At 68.0% G+C, this 21,445-nt stretch carries 17 protein-coding genes and 2 tRNA genes; 10 read left to right on the top strand and 9 right to left on the bottom strand.

The features are described from left to right. Positions 1–77: 77 nt before the first annotated feature. Together cydC and cydD are read right to left on the bottom strand one after the other, a co-directional pair. Complete coding sequence (gene cydC / locus LRM18_RS01415; RefSeq protein WP_270949744.1) at positions 78–1,751, bottom strand: thiol reductant ABC exporter subunit CydC; 1,674 nt, start codon at positions 1,749–1,751, stop codon at positions 78–80. Beyond that, complete coding sequence (gene cydD, locus LRM18_RS01410; RefSeq protein ID WP_270949742.1) at positions 1,748–3,493, bottom strand: thiol reductant ABC exporter subunit CydD; 1,746 nt, start codon at positions 3,491–3,493, stop codon at positions 1,748–1,750. The genes cydC and cydD overlap by 4 nt, the downstream gene beginning before the upstream one ends. Positions 3,494–3,721: 228 nt before the next feature. Between cydD and LRM18_RS01405 the strand changes: the two genes are divergently transcribed. The 10 genes from LRM18_RS01405 to pgaD all read left to right on the top strand — a co-directional run bounded on the left by LRM18_RS01405 (position 3,722) and on the right by pgaD (position 14,408). Beyond that, the gene (locus tag LRM18_RS01405; RefSeq protein ID WP_270949740.1) at positions 3,722–5,311 is read left to right on the top strand and encodes a cytochrome ubiquinol oxidase subunit I; all 1,590 of its coding nucleotides are present in this window, start codon (positions 3,722–3,724) and stop codon (positions 5,309–5,311) included. 15 nt (positions 5,312–5,326) lie between these two features. Beyond that, positions 5,327–6,478, top strand: a complete 1,152-nt coding sequence (gene cydB, locus LRM18_RS01400; protein ID WP_049464989.1) for a cytochrome d ubiquinol oxidase subunit II — start codon at positions 5,327–5,329, stop codon at positions 6,476–6,478. A gap of 53 nt (positions 6,479–6,531) precedes the next feature. Beyond that, positions 6,532–6,648 carry a cytochrome bd-I oxidase subunit CydX gene (gene cydX / locus LRM18_RS01395; protein WP_005410354.1) on the top strand — a complete coding sequence of 39 codons (117 nt, stop codon included), beginning with the start codon at positions 6,532–6,534 and terminating at the stop codon, positions 6,646–6,648. A gap of 55 nt (positions 6,649–6,703) precedes the next feature. Next, positions 6,704–6,780 (top strand) — tRNA-Pro (locus LRM18_RS01390). 139 nt (positions 6,781–6,919) lie between these two features. After that, positions 6,920–6,996 (top strand) — tRNA-Pro (locus LRM18_RS01385). Between the two features lie 221 nt (positions 6,997–7,217). Then, positions 7,218–8,423: an MFS transporter gene (locus LRM18_RS01380; RefSeq protein WP_049468153.1), complete on the top strand. Its 1,206-nt coding sequence runs from the start codon at positions 7,218–7,220 to the stop codon at positions 8,421–8,423. 341 nt (positions 8,424–8,764) lie between these two features. Beyond that, the gene (gene pgaA / locus LRM18_RS01375; RefSeq protein ID WP_270949705.1) at positions 8,765–10,795 is read left to right on the top strand and encodes a poly-beta-1,6 N-acetyl-D-glucosamine export porin PgaA; all 2,031 of its coding nucleotides are present in this window, start codon (positions 8,765–8,767) and stop codon (positions 10,793–10,795) included. A 1-nt stretch (position 10,796) separates the two neighbouring features. After that, positions 10,797–12,683, top strand: a complete 1,887-nt coding sequence (gene pgaB, locus LRM18_RS01370; protein WP_270949703.1) for a poly-beta-1,6-N-acetyl-D-glucosamine N-deacetylase PgaB — start codon at positions 10,797–10,799, stop codon at positions 12,681–12,683. A 7-nt stretch (positions 12,684–12,690) separates the two neighbouring features. Further along, the gene (gene pgaC / locus LRM18_RS01365) at positions 12,691–13,941 is read left to right on the top strand and encodes a poly-beta-1,6-N-acetyl-D-glucosamine synthase (RefSeq protein ID WP_176422008.1); all 1,251 of its coding nucleotides are present in this window, start codon (positions 12,691–12,693) and stop codon (positions 13,939–13,941) included. Beyond that, positions 13,938–14,408 (top strand): poly-beta-1,6-N-acetyl-D-glucosamine biosynthesis protein PgaD, encoded by a 471-nt coding sequence (gene pgaD, locus LRM18_RS01360; protein ID WP_049468144.1) that lies wholly within the window; start codon positions 13,938–13,940, stop codon positions 14,406–14,408. The genes pgaC and pgaD overlap by 4 nt, the downstream gene beginning before the upstream one ends. A gap of 107 nt (positions 14,409–14,515) precedes the next feature. Here the strand turns inward: pgaD and LRM18_RS01355 are convergent, their stop codons facing one another. Genes LRM18_RS01355 through LRM18_RS01325 form a run of 7 tightly spaced genes read right to left on the bottom strand, consistent with a single transcriptional unit; the run spans position 14,516 to position 21,416 of the window. Further along, positions 14,516–15,787: a glutamate-5-semialdehyde dehydrogenase gene (locus LRM18_RS01355; RefSeq protein WP_270949700.1), complete on the bottom strand. Its 1,272-nt coding sequence runs from the start codon at positions 15,785–15,787 to the stop codon at positions 14,516–14,518. Then, the gene (proB, locus tag LRM18_RS01350) at positions 15,784–16,941 is read right to left on the bottom strand and encodes a glutamate 5-kinase (protein ID WP_270949698.1); all 1,158 of its coding nucleotides are present in this window, start codon (positions 16,939–16,941) and stop codon (positions 15,784–15,786) included. The genes LRM18_RS01355 and proB overlap by 4 nt, the downstream gene beginning before the upstream one ends. 11 nt (positions 16,942–16,952) lie before the next feature. Then, positions 16,953–17,216 carry a YciI family protein gene (locus LRM18_RS01345; RefSeq protein ID WP_053505935.1) on the bottom strand — a complete coding sequence of 88 codons (264 nt, stop codon included), beginning with the start codon at positions 17,214–17,216 and terminating at the stop codon, positions 16,953–16,955. Then, entirely contained in the window at positions 17,216–18,511 is a 1,296-nt protein-coding gene (argH, locus tag LRM18_RS01340) for an argininosuccinate lyase (RefSeq protein ID WP_270949693.1), read from the bottom strand. Before argH ends, LRM18_RS01345 begins: the two co-directional genes overlap by 1 nt. 20 nt (positions 18,512–18,531) lie before the next feature. Continuing rightward, entirely contained in the window at positions 18,532–19,485 is a 954-nt protein-coding gene (gene argC / locus LRM18_RS01335) for an N-acetyl-gamma-glutamyl-phosphate reductase (RefSeq protein WP_270949691.1), read from the bottom strand. Further along, positions 19,482–20,084, bottom strand: coding sequence for a GNAT family protein (locus LRM18_RS01330; RefSeq protein WP_270949689.1), 603 nt, complete (start codon positions 20,082–20,084; stop codon positions 19,482–19,484). The genes argC and LRM18_RS01330 overlap by 4 nt, the downstream gene beginning before the upstream one ends. Positions 20,085–20,087: 3 nt before the next feature. Then, positions 20,088–21,416 carry an acetylglutamate kinase gene (locus tag LRM18_RS01325; RefSeq protein ID WP_064238899.1) on the bottom strand — a complete coding sequence of 443 codons (1,329 nt, stop codon included), beginning with the start codon at positions 21,414–21,416 and terminating at the stop codon, positions 20,088–20,090. Between the last annotated feature and the right edge of the window lie 29 nt (positions 21,417–21,445).

The raw sequence follows: 21,445 nt of genomic DNA, 5'->3' as shown, positions 1-21,445 counted from the left end.
AGTGCCGGCCGCTGGCCGGCAATTCCGTATCCGTATCAAGTGCCACGAGGTTGCCGGCCAGCGGCCGGCACGACCGTTCACGCTTCGCGGACCAGCGCCCCATCACGCAACCGGTACTGCGCGTCGACCACGCCGTCGGGCAGATCGTCGTGGGTGATCATCAGCAGGCTGCGTCCGTCCAGCAGGCCGGAAAGGTCCTGCAGCAGCGCGCGCGCCGTATCCACGTCGAGCCCCTCGGTCGGTTCGTCCAGCAGCAGGATCGGCGCAGCGCGCAGCAGCGCGCGCGCCAGCGCCAGCCGCCGTGCCTGGCCGGCCGACATCGTCGCGCCGTTCTCGCCCACCCACGCCTGCAGGCCACCGTTGCGCTCGGCCCATTCCCCCAGGCGCACGCGGCGCAGCACTGCCCACAATGCGGCGTCACTGGCCTCGGGATCACCCAGCCGCAGGTTCTCGGCCACGCTGCCGGCAAACACCGGCGCGTTCTGTGGCAGCCACGCAAGCTGTCGGTGCCACTCGGCCTGGGCCACGTCGCGCAGGTCGCGGCCACCATAGGTGATTCGCCCGTGCTGCGGATCCCACAGCCGCAGCAGCAGGCTGGACAGCGTGGTCTTGCCGCTGCCGCTGTCGCCGCGGATGGCGATGCGTTCCCCCGGTGCCAGGGTCAACTGCAGGCCGGACAACACCGGCCGCGCGGCACCCGGCCACTGGAAATGCACGTCATCCCAGTGCACGCGCGCCGCCGGCGGCACCGGCTGCGGTACCTGGGGATCCTCCACCGCCGGAGGCTGCCCGACGATGGCCTGCAGGCGATCAGCGGCGATGCGCCCGGACTGCAGCGACTGCCAGGCCAGGCCCATGCCGGCCCACAATTCAATCAGCGCCACCGTCAGGAACACGAGGCCCGCAGCCATCTCCGCTGCAATGCGCTGCTGTTCGGCTGCGTGCAGGGCCAGCGCCAGCATCGCCACCAGGCCCAGTCCGGCAACCAGGCCGTGCAGGGTCGAGGCCGCGATCAGGCGCCAGCGGCGGCGGCGATCACGCGAGGCCAGCTGCTTGGCCGCCACGCGCACCTTCAATTGCCACGCCGCGTCGGCGTGCAGCGCGGCCAGATCGCCGGCGCCCTCCAGCCCTTCAAAGGCCGCGGTCCGCAATGCGGCGCGATGCGCGGCGCGGTCGGCCTCTTCATCGTCACGCCCCCGCACGCCCAGCCATGGCACGCCGAAGGCGATCAGCACCGCCAGCACCGCCAGCAGCAGCGCCGCCGACGGCAAGATCAGCGCCGCCGATGCCACCGCGACCAGCGACAGCGCGGCCAATGCCAGCAGTGGCCCGATTGCACGCACCAGCAGGCCGTCCACTTCGCCGATGTCGCCCAGCAGCCGGGCCAGCAGTTCGCCGGTGCGGGTGGCACCCAGCCGCGCCGGTGCCAGTGGCAGCGCGCGGCGGAAGAACCACACGCGCAGATCGCGGGCGATGCGCAGGGTGGCATCGTGGCCGATCAGCTTTTCGAAGTAGCGCGACACGATGCGCGCCATGGTCAGGCCGCGGATGCCCGCCGACGGCGAGAAGAAATTGAAGCCCTGGCCGAGGCCGGCCGCACCGGCCAGCGCGGCCGCAGTGAGGAACCCACCGGACAGGCCCAGCAGAGCGGTGCCGGCCAGCATCGTGGTCCACAGCAGCAGGACGGTCAGCAGCAGGCGCGGGCGATGGCGCAGGAACACCGCACGCAGCGTATCGGGTGAACGGCTCATGCGCGCACCGCCTGTGCTGGTTCCAGCAGACGCCCTTCCGGCAACAGCAGGCAGCGGTCGGCCCAGGCGATCACGTCCGGGCTGTGGGTGGCAACCACCACGCTGCGGCCACGCGCATAGGCCGCCAGGCTGCGCAGCAACGCGGCTTCGGTGTCGGCATCCAGGAACGCGGTGGGCTCGTCCAGCAGCAGCACCTGCGGGTCCCGCAGCAACAGCCGGGCCAGGCCGATACGGCGCGCCTCGCCACCGGACAGGCCGAAGCCGCGCTCGCCGATCACCGTGTCCAGCCCCTGCGGCAGGCGCTGGGCAAACTGCACTACCTGCGCGGCCTCGGCGACCGCGCGCAGGCGCGCCTCGCTGGCACCGGGATCGGCCAGGCGCAGGTTGTCGGCGATGCTGCCGTGGAACAGGTACGGCCGCTGGCTGGCATAGGCCACCTGTACGCCCGGCCGCACCTGCAGCTTGCCGGCACGGGGTGGCAACCACCCGGCCAGCGCCTCCAGCAACGTGCTCTTGCCGGAACCGCTGCGACCGACCAGCGCCAGGCGCTGGCCCGGTTCCAGCAGCACGTCCAGATCCTGCAGCACATCATGCGGCGCCCCCAGCGGGCGCAGTACCAGCCCTTGCGCCTGCAGCGGCGGCAACGCGGCCTCGGCCGGCTCCACCGCGAGCGGCACAGCCTCGCTTTCGATCAGGCCCTGCTCGTCCGGCAGCGACTGCAGCAGGCGTTCCACTTCGGCGGCGGCGGCCAGTGCATTGGCGCGGTCGTGGTAGTGCGCGGCCAGCCGGCGCAGCGGCGCGTAGAACTCCGGCGCCAGCAACAGGCAGAACAGGCCCGCGCCCAGTGTCGGCACCGCTGTGTGCAGCGACATCATGCCCAGGTAGCTCAGGCCCAGGTACAGCGCCACCATCGCCACGCTCACCGAGGCGAAGAACTCCAGCACCGTAGACGACAGGAAGGCGATGCGCAGCACCTTCAGGGTGCGCACGCGCACGCCTTCGGCGGCGGCCTCCACGCCGGCCAGTTCGGCGTCACCGCGACCATACAGGCGCAGCAGGCCCAGGCCTTTGATGCGATCGGCGAAATGGCCACTCATCCGCGCCAGCTCCCCCAACTGGGCGCGGCCAGCGGCTTCGGCGCCCCACCCCACCAGCATCATGAAGAACGGCACCAGCGGCGCGGTGAACAGCAGGATCAGCGCCACCACCCAGTCAACCCAGGCGACTGCGGCCAGGATCAGCAGCGGCACCACCACCACTTCGGTGCGCACCGGCAGGAACCCGCTGTAATAGCTCTCGATCGCATCACCGTGATGCAGCATCAGTTCGCCCAGTTCGCCGGTGCGGCGCTGGCGCAGCCACAGTGGTCCATGGCCGAGCAGGCGCGCGAACACGCGCTCACGCAGGGCCAGCCGCGCGGCATCGGCCACATCGCCGGCGGCCGCCTGGGTGGCGCTGCCCAGCAGCGTGCGCAGCACCAGGATCACCGCCAGCCCTGCCAGCACCGGCAGCCCCGAGGCCAGCGGCGCGCGCTCCACCAGCACCTGCTGCACCAGCCAGGCGATGGCAGCCGCCTGGCCGATCAACAGGGCGCCGGACAGGCTGATGCACATCGCCGCCAGGCGCTGGCGGCCGCGCGCGGGCCGTGCCAGATCGGCCAGCCATGCACTGCGGGCGCGCCGCTGGCGGGTCGTTTCGGCGTCCTGGGACAGGCCGTCAGGGGTCGGTTCGGCGGCGCTCAAGGGGTCTTCACGGCAAACAGGGGAGACACGGCATTGTAGGCGCAGGCAACCGCCCACCCCTGCGGCCGGCGGTCGCAGTCTTCATCAGGTTGGCATACGATCAACCGGGGCACCTGTTCATACATTGATCTGGATCAAGGCTGTTTGAAGTAGTCGGTCACATCATTCACGTCGTAGACCACCCTTCCCGCCACCTGCAACGGCACTATCCAACGAGGTAGCCAGGCCATGATTGATCAGACAGTCGTAGAACTGTCGCGGCTGCAATTCGCGCTGACCGCGATGTACCACTTCCTATTCGTACCGCTCACCCTCGGCCTGTCCTTCATGGTGGCCATCATGGAGAGCGTGTACGTGATGACCGGCAAGGAGATCTGGCGCAGGATGACCCTGTTCTGGGGCGTCCTGTTCGGCATCAACTTCGCCATGGGCGTCGCCACCGGCATCGTCATGGAATTCCAGTTCGGCATGAACTGGTCGTACTACAGCCACTACGTGGGTGACATCTTCGGTGCGCCGCTGGCCATCGAAGGCCTGATGGCCTTCTTCCTGGAAGCGACCTTCGTCGGCCTGTTCTTCTTCGGCTGGAACCGTCTGACCAAGGTCAAGCACCTGATGGTGACCTGGCTGATGGCGCTGGGTACCAACCTGTCGGCGATCTGGATCCTGGTCGCCAACGGCTGGATGCAGAACCCGACCGGTGCGGTGTTCAACCCGGAAACCATGCGCATGGAAGTGGTCGACTTCATGGCGGTGGTGTTCAACCCGGTGGCGCAGGCCAAGTTCGTGCACACCGTCAGCGCCGGCTACGTGACCGGTGCGGTGTTCGTGATGGCGATCAGCGCCCTGTTCCTGCTGCGCAACAAGCACAAGGACCTGGCCCGTCGTTCGTTCGCGGTGGCCGCAGCGTTCGGCCTGCTGTCGTCGCTGTCGGTGGTGGTGCTGGGTGACGAGAGCGGCTACGCCGCCAGCGAACACCAGAAGATGAAGCTGGCCGCGATCGAAGCGATGTGGGAGACCGAGCGTGCGCCGGCCGACTTCACCGCCTTCGGCATTCCCAACCAGACCACCCACCAGAACGATTACGCGGTGAAGATCCCCTACCTGATGGGCCTGATCGCCACCCGTTCGTTGAACCAGCCGATCCCGGGCATCCTGGAGCTGGTCGAGCGCGCCGAACACCGCGTGCGTGGTGGCCAGCTGGCCTACGGTGCGCTGGAACGCCTGCGTGCCAACAAGAACGACCACGAAGCGCGCGAGATGTTCGACCGCCACTGGCAGGACCTGGGCCACGGCCTGCTGCTCAAGCGCTACCGCGATGACATCCTCAACGCCACCCCGCAGGAGATCTCGCAGGCAGCGATGGACACCGTGCCGCGCGTGATGCCGCTGTTCTGGACCTTCCGCGTGATGGCCGGCCTGGGCTTCTACCTGATCGCCTTCTTCGCGCTGGCGTTCTACTACTCGTGCCGCAACAACTTCCAGGACAAGCGCTGGTTCCTCAAGCTGGCCCTGTGGACGCTGCCGGCACCGTGGATTGCGATCGAGTGCGGCTGGTTCGTCGCCGAATACGGCCGCCAGCCGTGGGCGGTCGATGGCGTGCTGCCGACCTTCTATGCGGCATCGGGCCTGGCCCTGCATGAAATCGTGCTGACCCTGGCCGGCTTCACCGCGATCTACACCGCACTGATCGTGGTCGAGATCAAGCTGATGCTCAAGGCGATCCGCAAGGGTCCGGACGAACTGCTGCCGTCGCTGCAGTCGCCCCAGCCGCATGCTTCCCACAATGCCTCGGCGCCCGCCGCCGGCCAGGCCTGAGGCAGGAGAACCAAGATGGACTTCATTCTTCTGGACTACACCACGCTGCGCGTGATCTGGTGGCTGCTGCTCGGCATCCTGCTGATCGGTTTTGCCGTGATGGACGGCTTCGACCTGGGCGTGGGCACCCTGCTGCCCTTCGTCGCCCGCAACGATGCCGAACGCCGCCGGGTGATCAACACCATCGGCCCGGTCTGGGAAGGCAACCAGGTGTGGCTGATCCTGGGCGGCGGTGCGATCTTCGCCGCCTGGCCGCCGCTGTATGCGGTCAGCTTCTCGGGCTTCTACCTGGCGATGTTCGTGATCCTGTTCGCGCTGATCCTGCGCCCGGTCGGCTTCAAGTTCCGCAGCAAGATGCCGAGCGAGCGCTGGCGCAACACCTGGGACTGGGCGCTGTTCATCGGCGGCTTCATCCCGGCGCTGATCATGGGCGTGGCGGTGGGCAACGTGGTGCTGGGCGTGCCGTTCCACTTCGATGACAGCATGCGCATCTTCTACACCGGCTCGTTCTTCGGCCTGTTGATGCCCTTCGCGCTGCTGGCCGGCCTGCTCAGCGTGTCGATGCTGGTCGCCCACGGTGCCGCCATGCTGGTGCTGAAGACCGATGGCCCGGTGGCCGAGCGTGCCGCCCGCTTCGGCAGCATCGCGGCGATCATCGCCTTCGTGCTGTTCGCGGTGGGCGGCGCCTGGGTGGCCTTCGGCCTGCCGGGTTACCAGATCACCTCGCAGGTGGTTACCGATGGCGCCACCAATCCGTTGCTGAAGACCGCCGAACTCGGCGCCGCCGGTGGCTGGATGCGCAACTACAGCGCGATGCCGGCCACGATCCTGGCCCCGCTGCTCGGCCTGGCCGGCCTGCTGGCCAGTGCGGCGCTGCTGCGGGCCCGTCGCGGCGGACTGGCGTTCATCGCTTCAGGTGCGGCCATCGCCGGCATCATCCTGACCGTCGGTTTCGCCATCTTCCCGTTCCTGCTGCCGTCCTCGAGCCAGCCCACCTCCAGCCTGACCGTGTGGGATGCCTCGTCCAGCCACCTGACCCTGTGGATCATGCTGCTGGCCACGGCGGTGTTCCTGCCGATCATCCTGGCCTACACCACCTGGGTGTACCGCGTGCTGAAGGGCAAGACCACCACCGAAGAGATGGGCAACAACCCGAACGCCTACTGATTGCCGGTGTGCCGGCCGACCGCCGGCACACCCTTGAACTAAGGAGATTGACCATGTGGTACTTCGCCTGGATTCTCGGTGCCGGTCTCGCCTCGACGGTGGCCATCCTCAACGGCATGTGGTTCGAAGCCCGCGAGCAGAACCGCATCGAGAAGGAAAATCGTCGCTGAGCTGTAAAAAAACCTTGCCGCCCTGGCCTTCACACGGTATCTTAGGCGGCTCCTTCGGGGTGTAGCTCAGTCTGGTAGAGCGCTACGTTCGGGACGTAGAGGTCGCAGGTTCGAATCCTGTCTCCCCGACCACTTCGGTGGTCGCATTGAAGCCTGGTGAAGTCATCCAGGCTTTTTTGTTCCCTGAAGTGACACCGCTTCGGCAGTGTGAAGGAACAGCATTTACCCCTTGCCGCCACCGGGGTGAATCGCTAGAATAGGCGGCTCCCTTCGGGGTGTAGCTCAGTCTGGTAGAGCGCTACGTTCGGGACGTAGAGGTCGCAGGTTCGAATCCTGTCTCCCCGACCACTTCGGTGGTCACCAAGAAGCCTGGAAGACGTCACTGTCCTCCGGGTTTTTTTGTATCAGCCGCCAGGCCGCCCGCATGACGGGACCTTGCCGGAGCGCGCACGTACAATGGCCGCGCTGCCGGCTTGCCTGCAGCCACTCCCCCACCTGCCGCTTCGGCGTAGACCGATGCCGGCGCTGCATGCCATTGCCCGGGCATGCGACACCTGCAAGGACCACCGATGAGTTCCTCCCCTTCCGATTCGCCGTCGCTGCTGCACGGGCGCGTGCTGGCTTTCGCCGCCATCCTGCTGGCCGCGATCAACCTGCGCACGGCAGTCACCTCGATCACGCCACTGCTGGACGTGCTCGGCCAGCAGTTCGGCTTCGGCACTACCATGACCGGCGTGCTGGGCATGCTGCCGACCGCCTCGTTCGCGCTGTTCGGCGTGGCCACGCCGGCGCTGGCGCGGCGCCTGGGCCTGGAACGCACCACGCTGCTGGCGATGGTGATGGCGATGGCCGGCCTGCTGCTGCGCTCCAGCGCCGGCAACGTCGGCACGCTGCTGCTCGGTTCGGTCGTGGCGCTGGCCGGCATGGGCATCGGCAACGTGGTGGTCCCGCCGCTGGTGAAGCGCTACTTCGCCAACAAGGTCGGCACCATGAGCACCCTGTACATCAGCGTGCTGCAGCTGGGCACGATGCTGCCGGCATTGCTGGCGGTGCCGGTGGCCAATGCGGCCGGCTGGCGGGTCTCGCTGGGCATGTGGGCGCTGCTTGCGCTCGCCGCTGCACTGCCATGGCTGCTGCTGGCCAGGCGCGCACCGGCGCCGCAGGCCGACGCCACCGATCCGGCCGCGCAGCCACACGGCAGGGTCTGGCGCACGTCGCTGGGCTGGAGCATGACGCTGATGTTCGGCATGACCTCGCTGATGACCTATTCGATGTTCACCTGGCTGCCGCGCATCGTGGTCGAGGCCGGCGGCACGCCCGCGTTCGGTGGCGTGATGGTGGCGGTGTTCTCCGCGTTGGGGCTGCTGCCGTCGCTGGTCATCCCGTCGATGGCGGTGCGCATGCAGAACCCGTTCCCGCTGGTGCTGATCGGCTATTCCTCGTTCGTGATCGCGTTCGCCGGCCTGCTGCTGGCACCGATGAAGGCACCGCTGCTGTGGGCCTGCCTGCTCGGCGTGGGTCCGTCCACCTTCCCGCTGGCACTGACCCTGATCAACCTGCGCACCCGCACCCCGACCGGTTCGGCCGCGCTGTCCGGCTTCATGCAGGGCGTGGGCTACAGCTTCAGCTGCCTGGGCCCGTTCCTGGTCGGCTGGCTGCACACCGTCAGCACGGGCTGGACCCTCCCGTTCAGCTTCCTGTTCGGCTGCGCCACGCTGATGCTGTGCGCCTCGTGGGTGGCCTGCAAGCCGCGCAAACTGGAAGATCTCTGGTAACCGGCCGGGGCCGCCAGACGGTCCCACCTACCGCTCGTCAGCCACCCGGGGAATTTTGACGCCGGGCTGACAATTCCGGGCGGATAGTGCCCACGAATGCCCATCCTTGCCGCGTGCCGGCATCGGGCATGGGGGCGGCACCGCCGCCCAGGCCACCACTCGGTGTGCGGGGGACTCTCGTTTCAGACAAGACATTGCAGGTCGCTGTCCGGGTTGTATCCGTCTTCGCTGGGCGGGAATGCACGAAGGGAGTGACGCGGGCCACGGCCACGCCAAAAGCTGGCATGTGATGTGCGTCACATTTTTCAGGTTGTCTGGTTTGGAAGCCAAGGGGGTCCCCAATGGTTGTCCACCGTCGGCTGGCGCTCTGCGTCGGCCTTGCCTGTACCGCGCTGGCCTGGGCCAGCAGCGCTGCTCCACCGAGCGGCCGCGAGGCGGCCCTGGCCGAGATCGGCCACTACCGCGACCAGGCCCGCTGGCTGGATGCCCTGGGCGCGATCGAGCGCGCCAGCCAGCAACAGCCCGATGACGACCTGCTGTTCAAGCTGCGCGTATTGACGCTGGGCGACATCGGCAACGCCTGGCGCGCGTGGGAGCTGTACCAGCAGCGCCCGCAACTGTTCGATGCCGCCCAGAAGCAGCGCCTGGAAGGTGACTACCTGGCCAAGCTGGTGGTCTGGAGCCTGGCCTACAGCAGCAGCGAGGACAGCCGCCTGCAAGAGGCCGAATCGACCCTGGCCCGCATGCAGCGCTACCTCGGCGGCGAAGGCACCCCACCCTCGCAGGCACCACTACGCATCCGCATGGACCGGCTGATCCTGCTCAACCGGCTGGGCCGCCATGCGCAGGTGCGCGAGGAAGCACGGGCGCTGCAGGCCGAAGGCCACACCCTGCCCGACTACGTGCTGCCCGCCGTCGGCGATTCGCTGATGGGCACCCTGCACCCGGAGGAAGCCATTCCGGTACTGCAGGCGGCAGTGGCAGGCGACCCGACGCGCGATGCCTCGCATTCGGAGCTGGCCTATGCCTATCTGGAAAGCGAACAGCAGGAAAAGGCCATCGACCTGTTGCAGGCATGGCGCGACAAGGAACCGGCGTGGCGCTGGAGCAACGGCAAGGCACCGTACGCGAACTGGTCGCGCTACGAGGCCGATCTCAACCTGGCGATGGTGCGCGCCTACAGCGGTGACCTGCGCACCGCGCAGCACGACCTGGAATCGATGGTCGACATCGCACCGGGCAACGGCGGCCTGCAGAGTGCGCTGGGCAGCGTCTACATGATGCGCGGCTGGCCACGCCGGGCGCTGCAGCGGCAGCAGATGGCACACGCGCTCGACCCGCGAGACATCGAACCGCGGCTGGGCATGGAAGAGGCCTATGTCGCCCTGCAGCGCGACGACCTGGCGCGGCCGCTGCACGATGACCTGGTCGCGCGCTACCCCACCCAACCGGCGGTCGAACGCATGGACCAGGCCTGGCGCGCGCATCGCGGCTGGCAGCTGAAGGCCTGGACCGACATCGGCCGCAGCTCCGGGGGCGGTGGCACCTCGCCACTGGGCAACGACGACCGCCACTACGGCATGGAAGTGGAGACACCGCTCCTTGATGACCGCTGGCGGTTGTTCGCCCTGGCCGACCGGCGCTCGACCGACTTCCAGGACCAGCGCATCGATCCGCTGTGGCTGGGTGCGGGCGTGCGTTACCGCTTCGGGCGGCTGGATGCGGAAGCGGCGGTGCTGCGCGCCAACGACCACATCGGCGACACCGGCCTGCGCTTCGGCGTCGGCTGGCAGTTCAACGATTCCTGGCACGCCGGCCTGGTGGTCGCACGCAATGACCCGGAGGCCTCGATGCAGGCGCGTGCGGCCGGCATCACCGCCGACAGCGTGAGCGCACAGGTGGACTACCGGCGCAGCGAGCTCACCCACTGGACGTTCGGCGCGAGCCGCTTCCGCTATGACGACGGCAACCATCGCGAGCTGTTCGGCACCAGTGTCCAACAGCGCCTGCTGACCCGCCCGCGCTGGCTGATCGATGGCCTGGCCAGCGCCTACACCAGTCGCGGCAGCCGCGACGATGCGCCCTACTTCAACCCGAAGCGCGACCGCATGGTCGAGATCGGGCTGCGCATCGACCAGCAGCTGTGGCGGCACTACGAGCGCCACTTCCGGCATCGCCTGACCGTCTCGCTGGGCGACTACTGGCAGGACGGTTTCGGCAGTGCACTGGTACCGACGGTGTCCTACATGCACGAGTGGCAGCTGGGTCCCGGCCGCGTGTTCGAGTATGGCGTGCGCTGGTCACGGCCGGTCTACGACGGCCACCGCGAGCGCCACATCGGCTTCGAAGCCGCATTGCGCTGGGGAGACTGACATGGACCGCATCCTGCGACTGATCGTGCTCCTGCTGCTGGCCATTGCGCCATCGGCCCCGGCGCAGCAGGCCCTGGATCTCGATGCGATCGACAACGGCCTGCTGATCCTCAGCTACCACGACATCCGCGACCAGGTCGCCGCCAAGGGCGATGCCGACAGCTACGCGGTGAGCACGCAGAACTTCGCCGCGCACCTGGACTGGCTGGGCGCACACGGCTACCACCCGGTTTCGCTGTCGCAGCTGATCGAGGCCTCGCAGGGCCGCGCCACGCTGCCTCCCAAGCCGGTGCTGCTGACCTTCGACGATGGCCTGCGCAGCGTCTACGACAAGGCCTTCCCGCTGCTGCAGGCCTACCGCTACCCGGCGCTGGTGGCGGTGATCACCGACTATGTGGACATGGCACCGGGCCGCACCATCGACTACGGCTACCGCCGGTTCGGCCACGATGACTTCGTGACCTGGGCGCAGCTGAAGCAGATGCACGACAGTGGCCTGATCGAAGTGGCCAGCCACACCGATGACCTGCACCACGGCGTGCTTGCCAATCCGCAGGGAAACTCCACGCCCGCCGTGGTCACCCGCATCTACACCCCGGCCACGCGCAGCTACGAGAGCGAGACGCAGTATGAGCAGCGCCTGCGCACTGATCTTTCGCGCAGCGTGCAGCGCATCCAGCAGCACCTGGGCGTGCGCCCGCGCGCCATCGTCTGGCCATATGCCGCGTACAACCAGTTGAGCAACGACATTGCCGAGCAGCTGGGCATGCCGGTCTCGTTCGACCTGGAAGGCCGCAGCACGCCGGTGGCCACCGACCTGCACGGGCTGGCACGGTTGCTGGTGAGCAACAACCCGACCGTGGAGGGCCTGGCCTACGAACTGCGCCGTGACGTCGCGCTCGACGGCATCCGCGCCCTGCAGATCGACCTGGATGATGTCTACGACGCGGATCCGGCGCAGCAGGCACGCAACCTCGACGCGCTGGTCGAGCGGGTCAAGCGCATCGCGCCCACCCACGTCTACCTGCAGGCCTTCGCCGACCCGGACGGCAACAACACGGCCGACGCACTGTACTTTCCCAACCGGCACATGCCGATGCGCGCGGACCTGTTCAGCCGTGTTGCCTGGCAGCTCAAATCGCGCGCGGGCGTGAAGGTCTACGCATGGCTGCCGGTGCTCGGCTTCGAACTGCCCGACCCGGCGCAGCGCAAGGCGCTGGCGATCCGCAACGGCGATGCCGACGGCATGTACCGGCTGGACTTCACCAACCCGAAGGCACGCCAGATCATGCTCGACATCTACGAAGATCTGGCGGTCAATTCCTATTTCGAGGGGCTGCTGTTCCATGACGATGGCTACCTGCGCGACACCGAGCTGCCCGCGCTGGCCGCCGGTGCCGACGGCAGCGCGCGTACCCAGGCCCTGATCGACTTCACCCTGGCCCTGCGCAACAGCGCGCAGCGCTGGCGGCCGAAACTGGCAACGGTGCGCAACCTGTATGCCGAACCGGTACTTCGTCCGCAGAGCGAAGCCTGGTTCGCGCAGCGCCTGGACCTGTTCAACCGGGCCTACGACCAGACCGCGCTGATGGCGATGCCCTGGATGGAAGGCAGCAGGCAGCCGGAACGCTGGCTCGACCAGCTGCTGGCCGCAGTACGCGCGCACGACCCGCAGCTGCAGCACACGCTGTTCGAACTGCAGACCGTCGATTGGCGCAGCGGGCAGCCGATTCCCGCCGAACGCCTGCGTGCGCAGATCCGCCAGCTGCAGGCGCAGGGCGTGCACCACTTCGCCTGGTACCCGGACGACTTCATCGGTGACCAGCCTTCCACCCACGATGCCCGTGCGGCGATGTCCGCCGGCAACTTCCCGTACCCGGAGAAGTGACGTGGACATGCATCCGCTGCTGCAGGTTCTGTTCCAGTTCGCCTTCTACTACCCGATGGTGATGGCGTTCTTCTGGATGTCCGGCGGCCTGTACTACTACTTCCGGCGTGAACGCCACTCGCGCCCGCGCAACGATCCCCCGTTGATGATCGCTCCTCCCTTCGCCACCCTGCTGGTGCCCTGCCACAACGAAGCGGAGAACCTGGACGACACGCTTGCCGCGGCGCTGGCGCAGCGCTACCCCGCCGACTATGAGGTGATCGCCATCGACGATGGCAGCAGCGATGACACCGGCGCGCGGCTGGATGCCCTGGCAGCGAAGCACCCGCGGCTGCGCGTGCTGCACCTGGACCGCAACCTGGGCAAGGCCAATGCGCTGCGCATGGGTGCGCTGGCCGCGCGCTCGGAATACCTGGTCTGCATTGATGGCGATGCCATGCTGGAGGAACATGCGCTGCACTGGATGGTCTGGCATCTGGTCAGCGGCAACCGGGTCGGTGCAGTCACCGGCAACCCGCGCATCCGCAACCGCTCCACCCTGCTTGGCCGCCTGCAGGTCGCCGAGTTCTCCTCCATCATCGGCATGATCAAGCGCGCACAGCGCGTCTATGGCCGCATCTTCACCCTCTCCGGGGTGATCGCCGGCTTCCGCCGTACCGCCCTGCACCAGGTGGGCTGGTGGTCGGATGACATGGTGACCGAGGACATCGACATCAGCTGGCGCCTGCAGCGCGCGCACTGGGACATCCGCTACGAGCCCAATGCGCTGTGCTTCATCCTGATGCCGGAAACACTCAAAGGCCTGTGGCGGCAGCGGCTGCGCTGGGCGCAGGGCGGCGTGGAGGTGATGCTGCGCCACGCCCGCTCGCTGCTGCACTGGAAAGAGCGGCGCATGTGGGGCGTGCTGCTGGAGTACGTGCTGAGCGTGATCTGGGCCTACACCATGCTGTTCATCGTGCTGCTGTGGGCGCTGGGCAAGTTCATCGAGCTGCCACCGCAGCTGCACATCGCCACCCTGCTGCCGGAGTGGCACGGCGTGATCCTGGCGATGGTCTGCCTGCTGCAGTTCGCCAGCAGCCTGATCATCGACCGGCGTTACGAGACACAGATTGGACGCAACTACTTCTGGGTCATCTGGTACCCGATGGCGTACTGGCTGATCAGCCTTTCCACCACCCTGGTGGCGCTGCCGAAGACGCTGCTGCGCCGTCGCAGCAGGCGCGCCACCTGGACCAGCCCTGACCGGGGGATCCGATGAACGCGCACCACCCGTCCAACCGCTTCGACTCGCGGATGATCCGCAAGCCGCATCGCCAGCCACGCTTCCAGCGCACCGCCTGGGGATTTGTCACCCTGGCGTTCTGGGGCTTCTACTTCTACCTGTGGGCGCCACTGGTGACCCTGCTGTCGTGGTTGATCGGCGGCCAGCTGGCCTGGCGGCAGCTGTACGAACGACAGGGCCAGTTCGACCCGTACGTGCTGGTCGCGCTGCCATTGCTGCTGCTCTGCGCCAGCGTACTGCTGATCACCTGGGCCGAGTACAACCGCGCCCGCTTCCGTGGCCGCGAACGTCGCCAGCCAAGGCCACTGGCCAGCCTCAACGAAGTCGCGGCCGATCTGGGGGCCAGCGCAGGACTGGCCGAACGACTGATGGGCTGCAAGGCCGCCACCCTGCACATGGATGACCACGCACGGCCGGTCGGCATCCGCCGCGAGGTGGTGTAGCCGACGACCTGGCAGCTGCCGCCCTTGGTCGGCGCTCGGGCCCGGTGGGTGCCGACCTTGGTCGGCACGGGGGTCTACCGCGAAGAGCATTCACGCAGGGCGTGGATCTACTTGCGCGTCTGCCCTTCACCGCGCACGACAAATCGTTCGACGGTGAGTGCTTCCAGGCCCATCGGGCCATACGCATGCAGGCGCGTGGTGGAGATGCCGATCTCGCTGCCCAGGCCCAGCTGGCCACCATCGGAGAAGCGCGACGAAGCGTTGACCATCACCACCGCCGAGCGCAGCGCGTTGACGAAGCGCTCGGCATGGCTGGCGTCTTCGGTCGCGATCACTTCGGTGTGGTCGGAGGTATAGGTGCGGATGTGCGCGATGGCCGCATCGAGATCATCGACCACGCGCACCGCCAGTACCAGATCGAGGAATTCGGCGGCATAGTCCTCTTCGGTGGCCGCCGTGCTGCCAGGTAGCAGCGGCTGTGCCTGCGCATCGGCGCGCAGCTGCACGCCGCGCTCGCCCAGCGCCTGCGCTACGCGCGGCAGGAACGTTCCGGCGACCTCGCGGTGCACCAGCAGCGTTTCCAGGGAATTGCACGCCGCCGGCCGGCTGCACTTGCCATCCACCAGCAGATCGAGGGCCTTGCCGGGGTCGGCACTGGCATCCACGAACAGGTGGCAGACGCCCTTGTAGTGCTTGATCACCGGCACCCGTGCATGCTCGGCAACGAAGCGGATCAGGCCTTCGCCGCCGCGCGGGATCGCCAGATCGATCAACTCGTGCAACTGCAGCAGTTCCAGCATCGCTTCGCGGCGCAGATCGGTCAGCACGGTCACTGCCGCCGCCGGCACACCGTTGGCGTTCAGGGCACCGGCCAGCGCCTGGGCGATGGCGGTGTTGGAATGGATCGCCTCGGAGCCCCCGCGCAGGATCACGCCGTTGCCCGCCTTCAGGCACAACGCCGCGGCTTCGGCGGTGACGTTCGGGCGGGCCTCGTAGATCATCGCGATCACGCCCAGCGGCACGCGCACCTTCTGCACGCGGATGCCGTTGGGACGTACGTCATCACGGGTCACCTGGCCGACCGGGTCAGGCAGCGCGGCCACCTCGCGCACCGCCTCGGCCATCGCGAACAGCCGCGGCGGGTCCAGTGCGAGGCGGTCGAGCATGGCACTGCCAACGCCCTTGTCGCGCGCGGCGGCGAGGTCGCGTGCGTTGCCGGCCAGGATCAGTCCGGCATTCACCTCCAGGGCCTGCGCCATCGCCAGCAGCAGCGTGCGTCGCGCCGCACTGTCCAGGCCGGCAACGATCTGCGCTGCATCACGGCAGGCGCGCGCCTGGGCTTCGATTTCGCTCATCGGGGTGTCCTTCAAACCGGTCATGGCAGCACCAGGTCGTCACGATGGACGACGCTCCCACCGTAGTTGTAGCCGAGCACGGCCTGGATGTCGCGCGAATGATGGCCGGCGATGCGGCGCACATCGTCGGCCGCGTACTGGCTGACCCCGCGGGCCACGCAGACGCGGCCCTGCGGCGCGTTCCAGCAGACCTGCACCATGTCGCCGCGCCGGAATGCCCCCTCCGCAGCGGTGATGCCACCGGGCAGCAGCGAGGCCCCCTTCTCGCGCATCGCCTGTGCCGCACCGGCATCGACGACGATCGCGCCTTCAGCCAACGGCGCGTGCCGCAGCCAGTGCTTGCGGGCGGCCTCACGGCTGCGTGCGGCATGGATGCGGGTACCGAACAGGCGGTCCTGCGCCAGCGCGCGCACCACGTCGCTGCTGCGGCCGTTGAACAGGTAGGTCTCGATCCCGAGGCGGCCCGCCTTGGCAGCTGCCTCCAGCTTGGTGCGCATGCCGCCGGTGCCGGCGCGCGAGCCGGCACCGCCGGCCATTGCCAGCACATCGTCACTCAGTTCCGGCACATCGTGCAGTGGCCGCGCGTCGGCCACCGTGCGCGGGTCGGCGCTGTACAGGCCGTCGATGTCGGTGGCGATGAACAGCGCATCGGCATCGACCAGCGCCGCCACGGTAGCGGCCAGGTTGTCGTTGTCGCCGAGCTTGAGTTCATCCACCGATACGGTGTCGTTCTCGTTCACCACCGGCAGTGCACCCAGCCGCAGCAGTTCGCTCAGCGTGGCGCGCGCATTGAGGTAGCGGCGGCGGTTGCGCAGGTCGTCGTGGGTCAGCAGCACCTGCGCCACGGGGCGCTCGAAGAAGCGCTGCCAGAGCCCGATCAGCTGGGCCTGGCCGAGCGCGGCCAAGGCCTGACGCGCCGCCATCGCCGCACCCGGTTCATCGGCCCGTGGCAGGATCGCGCGCCCTGCGGCGACCGCACCGGACGACACGATCACCACCTCGCGCCCGGCCGCTACATTGGCCGAGACGAACTGCGCCAGGCCCAGCGCATGGCGCGGCGACAGGCCGCCACCATCGGCCGCCAGCAGGCTGCTGCCGACCTTCAGCACCGCGCGCCGCCACGGCGGCAGCGCCTGTTGCGGGAACGGCGAAGCGACGTTGGCAGCGTGCAGGGTCATTGGTCAGGCTCTCAGCGGATGTTCCATTCGTGCACGGTCAGGTCGGAGGCCTGCATCGTCACCAGCGGGTCGGTGGCGACGATGGCCTGCGCCTGCGCCAGGCTGTCCACGTTGCACAGCACGTAGGCGCCACCGCTGCCATCGGCGAAGCCGCCGGTCAGCTGCAGCTTGCCCTGTGCCTGCAACGCATCGAGGAAATCGCGGTGCGGTTGCACCGCCGCGGCATTGAAGTCCGGACGGCGCATCGCCAGCACCAGGTAGACGGTGCCCGCCATCAGGCCAGCGCCTGCCAGCGTGCGTGCAGTTGCTCCAGGCGCAGATCGGCCGCCGAGCCGGGCGACACGCGCGCAGCCAGGCTGCCTTCCGGCGTGCGCCCCTGCCCTGCACTGTCGGCACCTGCCGCTGCCGCCTTGTAAGCCTCGCGGAACGGCACACCGGCCACGGCCGCTTCCACCGCCACGTCGGTGGCGTACATGCCCGAGTCGATCGCTGCGCGCAGCCGGTCGTCGCGCCATTCCAGGTTGGCCAGCAATGCCGGCAGCAGCTCCAGCGCGGCCAGGCCGCGGCCGAAGCCATGGAAGATGGCGCCCTTGGACGATTGCAGGTCGCGGTGATAACCCGAGGGCAGCGACAGCAACTGCTCGATCTCGGTGCGCGCGGCAGCAACGCTGGCGTGGGTGGCGCGCATCAGCTCGATCACGTCCGGATTGCGCTTGTTGGGCATGATCGAACTGCCGGTGGTGTACTGCGCCGGCAGCGCGACGAAGCCGAACTCGGCGCTGGTGAACAGCGACAGGTCCCAGGCGATGCGGCGCAGGTCCAGCGTGGCGCCACCGAGGGCTTCCAGCGCTGCCAGCTCGAACTTGCCGCGCGACAGCTGCGCATAGATCGGCGAGATCTGCATGCGCGCGAAGCCGAGCGCCGCCGTGGTGTGCTCGCGGTCCAGCGGCAGGTTCACGCCATAGCCGGCAGCGGTACCCAACGGATTGGCGTCGACCAGCGCAAGGGTGTCGCGGGCGCGGATGGCGTTGTCGATGAAGGCCTCGGCCCAGCCGGCCCACCACATGCCCGCCGAGGACACCACGGCGCGCTGGATGTGGGTGTAACCGGGAATCGGCAGGGCCTTCTCGGCCTGCGCACGGTCGAGCGCGACCTTGGCCACTTCCGCGCTGAGCTGCGCCACGCGCTGCAGCTTCTCCTTCAGCCACAGACGGGTGGCCACCAGGATCTGGTCGTTGCGGCTGCGACCGGTGTGGATCTTGCGGCCGGCATCGCCGAGACGCTCGGTCAGCCGTGCTTCGATCGCTGAGTGGCCATCTTCGTACTGCGTATCCAGTATGAAGCGGCCCTCACGGAAGTCCTGCGCCAGCACGTCCAGTTCGCGCAGCAGGCCGGCCAGCTCATCGGCGCTGAGGATGCCGATGTGCTGCAGGCCCTGCGCATGCGCGGCGCTGGCGGCAATGTCGTGCAGGAAGAACTCGCGGTCGAGGATCACGTCGTCGCCGGCGAGGAAGGTCTGGATCTGGGCGTCGACGGCGACGCCGGGCTTCTGCCAAAGAAGGTCTGCCATGGGGGCTCCGGAAGGCGTGTTCAGTGCGGGATCGACGTCAGTTCGTCGATGCCCAGCGCAAGGTTGAGGTTCTGCATGGCCTGGGTGGCCGCGCCCTTCAGCAGGTTGTCCAGGGTTGCCACCACGACCACCCGCTTGCCGCCCGGCGCGAGCGTGAAGCCACCGACCTGGGCACCGTGTCGGCCGGCGATACGGCTGACCCACGGCGCTTCATCCACCACTTCGATCAGGGGTTCGCCGGCATAGGCCTGCTGGAAACGCTCGACGATCTGTTCGCGGGTCTGCACGCGGTTCAGCCACAGGTTGGCGGTCAGCGTGATGCCCCGGAAGTGCGGCGCGACGTGCGGCATGAATTCCACGGCCACGCCCAGCTGCACCGACACCTCGCGCTCGTGCACGTGGTTGGTCAGCGCGTACGGCATCAGGTTGTCGGCCAGCAGTTCGACGTTGTTCTTGTCCGACGGCGTGGTGCCGGCGCCGGAGTAGCCGGACACACCGAAGCACTGCGGCGGGCCGGCCAGCAGGTCCAGCAGCGGATGCACCGCCAGCTGCATCGCCGTGGCATAGCAGCCCGGGTTGCTGATGTGCTTCTGGCCGGTGTAGCGGCCGCGGGTCAGCTCCGGCAGGCCGTAGTACCAGCCGTTGTCGAAACGGTAGTCGGCCGAGAGATCGACGATGACGGTATCCGGCTTCGCTGCTTCCAGCGCGGCCACGAACGGCGCGGCCAGGCCGTTGGGCAGGGCCAGGATCACCGCGTCCACACCCTTGGCCGCCACCGCGTCGGCGTCCAGGTTCTCGTACTGCAGATCGCCCTGGAATTCTGGGTGATGGTCGGACAGGCGCTGCCCGGCGCGCTCGCGCGAGGAGACGAAGGCCAGTTCCAGCCGCGGATGAGCGGCCACCAGCTTGATCAGCTCGGCGCCGGTATGGCCGCGGGCACCGACAATGCCCAGGGTGAAGGTCGAATCGTTCATGCGTGGCTGTCCAGGCGGTACTGCAGGTGGCGCTTCACGCCCTGCCATTCCGCATCGATGATGGAGAAGATGACGGTGTCGCGCGGCGTGCCGTCGGCGTGCCGCTTGTGGTTGCGCAGCACGCCATCCTGCTTGGCGCCGAGGCGGGCGATGGCGGTGCGCGAGGTGAGATTGAACCAGCTGGTTTCCAGCACCACGCTGATGCAGCCCATCACCTCGAACGCATGCTGCAGCAGCAACAGCTTGGCTTCGGTGTTGGCACCGGTGCGCTGCACGCGCGGCGTGTACCACGTGTAGCCGAGGCTGAGCCTGGGCACGCTGGCATCCATGTCGTAGAAGCGCGTGCTGCCGATGATGACGCCGGCCGCATCGCGGATCACGAACGGCAGCACCTTGCCTTCGCTCTGTGCCTGCAGCGCCGCCTGCACATAGGGCTCGACCTGCTGCGGCGACGGCACCTGGGTGTACCAGAGCTGGTCAAGGCCACTGCCTTCGAGCGCATCGCGCAGGCCCGGCACGTGTGCAGGCTGCAGCGGCTGCAGCGTCACGTGCTGGCCGCGCAGGGTGGGAACCGCGTTCCAGGCGTCAGGAGGCCTCATCGCTCACCCCAGCAGGCTCGGCGCGCGCTGGGCGCAGTGGTCGACATAGGTCTTGATGCGGTCGATGCCATCGGCACCGAACCAGAACACCTTCCAGTGATCCTGCTTGTAGCAGCCATCGGATTCGGCGTAGTAGAAATGATTGATCGGATTGCCATGGCGCGAACGCCAGAACAGCTGCGGGGTTTCCTCCAGCATCACGTTCCAGACCGCACGGCCCAGGCCTTCGCCCTGCGCATCGTCGAGCACGGCGAACTTGTCCAGGTACACGCCCTCGGCCTCGTCGGTGAGGATCACGGCGGTGCGGTAGTTCTCGCTGACATAGGCACGCAGCAGCCGGGTCTTCTCGAAGTAGTCCGGCACCAGGGTGCGGCCGAAGCTGGACTCGATCAGGCCCTTCAGGCGCGGCAGGTCCAGTTCGTCCCAGGCGGTGGCGCGCAGCACCTTCTCGCCCTTGCGCACCAGCGTGCCCGAGCCCTTGTGGGTGAACAGTTCCTTGGCCAGGTCGGCCGGCCGGGTGATCGATACCGACGATTCCAGCGGCAGGCGATCAAGCAGATCCTTGATCTGCTCGATCTTCACCTTCATGCCGCCATGAATCCATGGCTGCGCGATCAGGTGGTCGTACTCGGTGGACAGGTTGATCGAATCGATCACGTTGCCCTGCTCGTCCAGCAGGCCACCGGTGCCGGTCAGGAAGATGATCTTGTACGGCTGCAGTTCCTGCACCAGTTCATTGGCGGCGAAGTCGGCGTTGACGTTGAGGATCTGCCCGCCCGCGGTTTCGCCCAGGCTGGTGATGACCGGGATCGAGCCGGCGCGCAGGCTGGCCTCGATCGGGGCCAGGTTGACCTTCTTCACCTCGCCGACCAGGCCGTAGGTGTCCACGTCCAGGTACTCGGCCTCGAACACGCCACCGGTGATCGAGGTGGCACGCGCACCGTTCTGCTGCAGCGCTTCGACCAGGCGCAGGTTGGACTGCTGGAACACCCGTCGCACGATCGCCAGCGCTTCCGGCGAGGTCACGCGCAGGCCGTTGACGGTCTGCTTCTCGATGCCGGCGGCCGACAGCTCGGCGTCCAGCTGCGGACCGGCGCCGTGCAGCACGATCGGGGTCAGCCCGACTTCCTGCAGGAACGACAGCGAGGAGGTCAGCGCGTCGAGGTCGTCGCGCAGCACTGCGCCGCCGACCTTGACCACGGCGAAGCGCTTGGCATCCAGCTGCGAGAAGCGCTTGAGGTACTGGCTGATCTCCTTCGCGCTGGCCATGCTGGAGAGCAGGCGCACGATGGTCTGGCGGGTCTGGCGGTGAGGCTGGAGGGCAGGAGACATTTCGGTTTCGTCACAGGCGGCGGTCGCCG

It is taken from the genome of Stenotrophomonas sp. PI_27 (assembly GCF_027854495.1).
GTDB classification, from domain to species: domain Bacteria; phylum Pseudomonadota; class Gammaproteobacteria; order Xanthomonadales; family Xanthomonadaceae; genus Stenotrophomonas; species Stenotrophomonas pavanii.
This window is presented reverse-complemented; position numbering and strand designations above follow the sequence as displayed.